At 63.6% G+C, this 6,499-nt stretch carries 5 protein-coding genes, 1 tRNA gene and 1 rRNA gene; all 7 read right to left on the minus strand.

Annotated features, from left to right (window positions below; all coding sequences use genetic code 11):
- Window positions 1-95: ribosomal RNA gene (locus C7438_RS03935) — 16S ribosomal RNA — on the minus strand; the annotation flags it as partial.
- Between the two features lie 274 nt (window positions 96-369).
- Window positions 370-1,170: an NAD kinase gene (locus C7438_RS03940; RefSeq protein ID WP_121444089.1), complete on the minus strand. Its 801-nt coding sequence runs from the start codon at window positions 1,168-1,170 to the stop codon at window positions 370-372.
- An 85-nt stretch (window positions 1,171-1,255) separates the two neighbouring features.
- Window positions 1,256-2,197, minus strand: coding sequence for a cysteine synthase A (gene cysK / locus C7438_RS03945; protein WP_121444090.1), 942 nt, complete (start codon window positions 2,195-2,197; stop codon window positions 1,256-1,258).
- 161 nt (window positions 2,198-2,358) lie between these two features.
- Window positions 2,359-3,876 carry a carboxypeptidase M32 gene (locus C7438_RS03950; RefSeq protein WP_121444091.1) on the minus strand — a complete coding sequence of 506 codons (1,518 nt, stop codon included), beginning with the start codon at window positions 3,874-3,876 and terminating at the stop codon, window positions 2,359-2,361.
- The gene (locus tag C7438_RS03955) at window positions 3,873-4,607 is read right to left on the minus strand and encodes a cyclase family protein (protein ID WP_121444092.1); all 735 of its coding nucleotides are present in this window, start codon (window positions 4,605-4,607) and stop codon (window positions 3,873-3,875) included. The genes C7438_RS03950 and C7438_RS03955 overlap by 4 nt, the downstream gene beginning before the upstream one ends.
- Before the next feature lie 89 nt (window positions 4,608-4,696).
- Window positions 4,697-6,220, minus strand: a complete 1,524-nt coding sequence (gene zwf / locus C7438_RS03960; protein ID WP_170143558.1) for a glucose-6-phosphate dehydrogenase — start codon at window positions 6,218-6,220, stop codon at window positions 4,697-4,699.
- 187 nt (window positions 6,221-6,407) lie between these two features.
- Window positions 6,408-6,495 (minus strand) — tRNA-Leu (locus C7438_RS03965).
- Window positions 6,496-6,499 lie beyond the last annotated feature (4 nt).

Here is a 6,499-nt window from a genome sequence, read left to right on the forward strand (position 1 = left end):
TCCGCCGCTAGGTAGCTTGCGCTACCCCGCTCGACTTGCATGTATTAGGCGCGCCGCCAGCGTTCGTCCTGAGCCAGGATCAAACTCTCCGTAAAATCCCTAGCCCAACCGCCCCCTCCGGCTACCCCCCTAAGGACTTCTCCCCAAAAAGGGGCGCCCTCGAGAACCGGCCGGCTAGGTCTGTCAAAGGTGCCTTAGTCCCCTAAGACACCCTCTCCGTTCCTTCTAGGGCTCGTGTAGACTGTTCTGTTTTCAAGGAGCCTTCGCCTCTCGCGACAGCAATAGATACTATAGCAGGGGGATCAGACGATGTCAAGGGGGAGAAACGAAGTTCGCCACTCTTTTTTTCCCTCCCCCTTTGCCCCGCACTCAACCGTCCCCGAGAAACTTTTCCCGGACACGCTGCCAAAAGGGAAACGGGCGGTAGCGGGCGAAGCGGACCTTTTCTTCCGCTACCTTTCCGCGGATCCGCCGAACCTTCGCGATGTGGTGGGCACGGCCGTCTACTCCGATGAGGAGCTCTCGACCTTCGTCGAGGGGAAAGAGGTCGAGCACGTGATGGCTCGGAATCACGAGCGACCTGCCGAGCGTACGGTACTCGATGTTGTTTACGCCCGCGATTTCGGACAGCTGAAGAACTTCGAGGGAGGGATGGATTACGCTGCCTCCCACGGAGTGGGTATACGCCGTCGAACCCGAGGGGGTGGCGAGGATGAGGCCGTCACCGCGAAATGTCTCGAACCGCTTGGCGTTTAGCCAGACGTCTAGCACGAGGGTACGGAGGGAGGGGCTTCGGACGATGATTTCGTTGAGGGCGAGAAAGCGAAGGTACGTCCCGTCTTCGATTTCGATTTCCACCCGCACGAGCGGATACTCCACGATTCGCGGGGTTTCGTGAAGGATGAGCTCGATGAGCCAGGCCACCTCGTGGCGCTTCCAGTCCGCGTAGAACCCGAGGCGTCCCGTATGCAACCCCACGAAGGCCACCTGCGGGTACTTCGGGTAGTACGTGTGAAAGGCCTCGAGCATCGTGCCGTCCCCGCCCACGGCAACGCATAGTTCCGGATACTCGCTCTCGCTCCACCCTTCCTCTAAAAGTGCATCGCGGATCCTCTGGGCGAGCTTCTCGCTGTCTCCGTCTCCCCGCGTTACGAGAGCAAACGTCTTCACCGTCCTCCCCCTCACCCGGCCGTTCCTATCGGCAGTCGTGGCAGGTTGCCAAATCTCGCCCTTGCTCGGATATCCGCGCCTCGGACTACGGTTCCTCCGGCGGCAAGCGTCGCTCCCACGCGCTCAAGTAGCGTTCGCCTCCGTCCGGAGCGAGGGCGACCACTGCACTCCCTGGCGGAAGTGCTTGGGCCAGCCTTTCGGCGGCGAAGAGAACCGCGCCGGAGGACGGTCCGAGAAAAAGTCCCTCCGTTCGCGCGACGCGGAGCACCGTGCCGTACGCGTCTTCGTCGGACACGGCAACGACCTCGTCCACGGCGTCTCGGGGATAGAGGGGCGGAACAAACCCCGCGCCGATCCCGTAAATCGCGTGATTTCCAGCCGGACCTCCGGAGAGCACCGGAGAGCCCAGGGGTTCCACGGCGACGAACTTGAGGTTCGGCCGAAAAGGACGTAGTCCCTCGACGAGTCCCCGCAAGGTCCCGGACGTTCCCACGCCCACGACTACTGCGCGAACGTCTTCCAAGGCGCCCATCTGGGCGAGCAACTCTCGCGCCGTAGTGGTTGCGTGCGCCAGGGGGTTCGCTGGATTGTCGAACTGCGAGACGAGAAAGGCGTTGGGGAGATTCCGGGCGATCCTTTCCGCCTCGCGCACGGCCCCCTCCATTCCCAACTCCGCCGGCGTGAGTACGACCTTCGCTCCGTACACCTCGAGGAGAAGGCGGCGCTCGCGCGGCATGTGTTCCGGCATGACGAGCACGAGCCGGTACCCCTTTACGGCGGCGACGACCGCAAGGCCGATACCCGTATTGCCGGAAGACGCCTCGACGAGGGTCGTCTCCCCCGGACGAATCCGCCCTTCCGCTTCCGCCCGTTCGATCATCGCCCGTGCCGCCCGATCCTTCACACTTCCGCCGGGATTGTGGGTTTCGAGCTTTACGTAAATCCGACGTCCATCCGGGGAAAAGCGCCTGAGACGAACGAGGGGCGTGTGCCCGATGAGGTCGAGGGTGTCTTCGACTACGCGCATCCGGTTACCGCTCCCCGCGACACTCGTCTCGGAGCCGTCCGGAACCGCAGACCGGACGGATTGGCTTCATTGTACACCAAGCGAGAACGGAAAGTCCGCCGCCCTTGGCGGGTCGGGCTAACCTCCGAAGAAGGGAGGCGAAGCCGATGCCGCGTCCGAGTCTAAAGCCCGTACACCTCCGCCATTTTCGCCTCGAGATAGCGGAGGAGCGCCTCCGGACCCGGAGCCTTCCCCGTCGCCCGCTCGAGGAGCTCGGGAGGATCGTAGAGGTTCCCCTGGGTGTGAACGCGCTCCCGAAGCCAGGAGAGAATCGGCGCAAAGTCGCCCACGCGCACGCGTTCCCAAAGGTCCGGCACGTCGCGAAGGAGGGCCTCGAGGAGTTCTGCGGCGTAGACGTTGCCCAAGGTGTACGAGGGAAAGTACCCGACCATGCCGTGGGACCAGTGCACGTCCTGAAGGACACCCTCGCGGTCCGTGGGCGGTTCGATTCCGAGGAGCTTCCGCATCTCCGCGCGCCAAGCTTCGGGAAGTTCGCGTACGGCGAGTGTTCCGGCGATGAGGTCCTTTTCCAACCGGTAGCGGAGGAGGACGTGGAGGTTGTAGGTGACTTCGTCGGCTTCCGTGCGGATGAAGGAACGGGCGACGCGATTGGCCGCGCGGAAAAATTCTTCGGGTGTACGTCCGGCGAGGGACGGAAAGTGGGCGACGAGGCGCGGCGCAAAGTACTCCCAAAAGGGGGCGCTTCGCGCGAGGACGTTTTCCGCAAACCGCGACTGTGACTCGTGAACGCCCAGGGAAGCCGCACTCATCAGGACGTAGGGTTCGAGTTCCTCCGGCAGATTTTGTTCGTAGATCGCGTGGCCGCCTTCGTGGACCGCCGAGTACAAGGCGTAGGCGAGATCGTCCTCGGCATAGCGCGTTGTAAGCCGCACGTCCGTGGGGTGAATCCCCATCGTAAAGGGGTGGGCGCTCGTATCGAGACGGCCGCGGGCGAAGGAAAAGCCGATCGCCTCGAGGACTTCCCGGAGAAAGGCTTCCTGTGCGGCGCGGGGGAAAGGGCCGCCGCGGAAGGCGTCGGGGATCTCCTTCCCGCTTCGTTCGATGCGCGCGAGGAGGGAGGTGAGCCCTTCCTCGAGGCGGGCGAAGAGGAAGTCGAGGCGGGCGACGGTGAGCCCGGGTTCGTACACGTCGAGCAAGGCGTTGTACGGATGTCCGCGGTAGCCCCAGCGCTCGACGAACTCGCGAAGGAGGCCGACGATTTCCTCGAGAAGCGGAGCGAAGTCCGCAAACCGGTCTTCGGCGCGCGCCCGGCGCCATACGGCTTCCCCGTTCGCGGTCAGCTCGGCGAAACGGCGGTAGCGGTCCTCAGGGATTTTGCGCAGGCGGTCGATCTCCCGCCGGAGAACCACGGCCATGCGCGCCGGTGGGCCGGACAGTCTCCCGTCGCGGGCCGCCTCTTCGAGGACGGCGACGTCGGCGTCTGTTTCCGGATCCGTGAGCATGCGGTGCCCGTAAGCTGCAAGGGTGGCAACCGCCCGCGCACGGGCGGGTACGCCCTCCGGGGGGATCATCGTCTGAAGGTCCCACGCCATGAGCGATCGCGCCTGACCGATGTGCGCGAGCTCGCGCTGGCGCGTGAGAAGACGTTCGAGGGCTTCTTGGGGCGAACGCCGGGTCATGCAGACAACCCCTTTCGCTTGGAAAAGTAGGCAACGAGCTCCGGATCGTCTATGAGCACGGCTCGAACGGGCGATGCCTCGACGTCGACGAGGGAAAGAGGCAGGGCAAAAAAGGCGTACACCCCTTCGGGAACCTCGGCGAGGTTCAACCCTTCGTAAATCGCAATTCCGCGGCTCAAGAGGATCTTGTGCGTCGGGTGGCCGGGTTGGTCGCGCTCGATCCCGAGCGCGTCGATCCCGACGCCCCGAACCTGCAAACCCGCCAAAAACTCCGCCCCGTCGGCGGCGAGGTAGGGAAAGTCCCAGAGGAAGCGTTCCACGAGCGAACTCCGCGTCCGAAGGAGGACGAAAGTTCCGCGGAGCTCCGCGCGCCAGGCTTCTCCTTGCTCGGAAGACGGGGCAGCAGAGGGAACGGCTACGAGGGCGTGCAGCCGTTCGCGCAAGACCGCGGCGCCGATCCCGCCTTCCCGATCGGCGAAGTCCGCCACATACGCGATGCCGAAGAACCGTTCGGGGGCAAGGGCGTGAACCGCGGGGCCTTCCGGAAGCATGTGGAGCGAGGCGTCGAGGTGTGTGCCGGTGTGCACGTCCAGATCGATGCGCGTTTCCCGGGCGCCGCTTCCGTCGGCGGCGAAGTCGCGGACGACCGTAAAGCGTGGACGTTTTTCTTCTTTATCCTTGTACGTGAACATCTCCGGGTGAATAGGACGCGACACGTCGTACACGCGCACCGGTCATCCTCCTTTCCGCGATACGGGTGGAAAAGAACCCGCTTGCCCGAACCGCGCCCCCGCTTCCCCTCACCGACAAAGGCATCCGCTTAGGGGAGGACGGGTGCCCGTTCGTCCACGAGAGAGGTAAACGGAAGCCCGTGTCTGCGGGCGATGCGCTGGGCTTCTTCTGGGCCTTCCGAGCCTGCCGGGTAAAAGGCGAGACCCTCCTCGCCGGCCGCTGCAAAGAATTCGGCGATCGGATCGACCCAACGCCAGGCGGCCTCGACTTCGTCCCAACGGGTGAAGTTCGTAGGGTCGCCAACGACGACGTCGTAGAGGAGGCGCTCGTACGCCTCAGGGGTGTTGAAGCCTATGGCCTCACCGCGGGAAAGTTCCATGGCCGTGGGAACGAGCTGAAAGGGAGAGCGCGATGCGCGCACGTTGAAGGTGAGGAAAATCCCCTCGTCCGGCTGCACGCGAAGGATGAGGCGGTTGGGGGCGAGTTCTTCGCCCTCGATTCCAGAAAGCGCCTTCACCGTAAGCGGTAGGGTGTGGAAGTGGATCACGATGTCCGTCCGTTTGCGCGCCAGGCGTTTGCCCGTGCGCACGAGGAAGGGGACGCCCCACCAGCGAAAGTTCTCGAGAAAGAGCACGGCCGCGACATAGGTTTCCGTCGTGGAAGAGGGGTTTCCGATCTCCTCCCGGTACCCGGGGACGGCCTCGCCGAGGGTGACACCCGAACGATATTGGCCACGGACGACGAAGAGGGGGACTTCTTCCGGACGATAGATCCGGAGGCTCCGAAGAGCCTTCACCTTTTCGTCGCGGATCGCTTCGGGTTCGAAACGTCCGGGCGGCTCCATCGCCACCATGGCGACCATCTGGAGGATGTGGTTTTGCACCATGTCCCTAAGCGCACCGGCCGCCTCGTAGTACCCTTTGCGGTCGCCCACGCCCACCGTCTCGGTGGCGGTGATCTCCACCTGGGCGATGTAGTGGCGGTTCCACAAGGGTTCGAAGAGGAGGTTGGCAAAGCGGAGAACGGCGATGTTCTGCACCATCGCCTTCCCCAAGTAGTGGTCGATGCGGTAGATGTCCCGTTCGTCGAAGGCGCCGAGAAGCGCGGCGTTGAGTTCCCGGGCGGAACGGAGGTCCCACCCGAAGGGCTTCTCGATTACCACGCGGCGAAATCCCCGGCTCTCGAGAAGGCCGCTCGTCCGCAGGCTCTGGGCAATGGGAGCAAAGTGCTGGGGGGCGATGGAGAGGTAAAACACGCGGTTCCCGGACAGAGAAAATCTTTCCTCGACCTCGGCGATGCGGGCCGCGAGCTTCGCAGTCTCTTCGGGCTTGCCCACATCGGCGGACAGAAAGAAAAAGCGCTCCAAAAATGAACTCGCCGCCTCCCCGTACAGGGCAAAAGGACGGTATTCGTTTACCGCCTTGCGCACGAACTCGCGATAGGCCTCGTCGTCAAACGGACGGCGAGATACCCCGACTACGGCCATGCGTCCCCGTAGCTCCCCGCTTCTCCAAAGTTCGTAGAGGGCGGGGTAGAGCTTGCGACGGGCAAGATCTCCCGTTGCCCCGAAAAAGATGAAGAGAACGTCGGGAACGTCTACCTGTCGATGCACGTCGCCGGCCCCCTTGCACACGTCACCGTGGAGCTCTCCTACGATCATCGTACCTCAGATCGCGCAAAATATCTCGCCCAAGATTCCCGAGGCAAACCCGCGGCGAAAACGAAAAACACGCCCCTAGAGGGGCGTGCTTCTTTTCTGGAGGGCGGTAGGATACAGCAAAAAATACTTCCGATAGACTTGGTGCCGGTGACAGGGGTCGAACCTGCACGGGGGGTCACCCCACGCGATTTTGAGTCGCGCGCGTCTGCCAATTCCGCCACACCGGCAAAC

The organism is Brockia lithotrophica (assembly GCF_003633725.1).
GTDB classification, from domain to species: domain Bacteria; phylum Bacillota; class Bacilli; order Thermicanales; family DSM-22653; genus Brockia; species Brockia lithotrophica.

Coding starts and splice junctions, on each gene's coding strand:
- C7438_RS03950 (WP_121444091.1), bottom strand. CDS start 3,876: ATGACCCGGCGTTCGCCCCAAGAAGCCCTCGAACGTCTTCTCACGCGC.
- cysK (WP_121444090.1), bottom strand. CDS start 2,197: ATGCGCGTAGTCGAAGACACCCTCGACCTCATCGGGCACACGCCCCTC.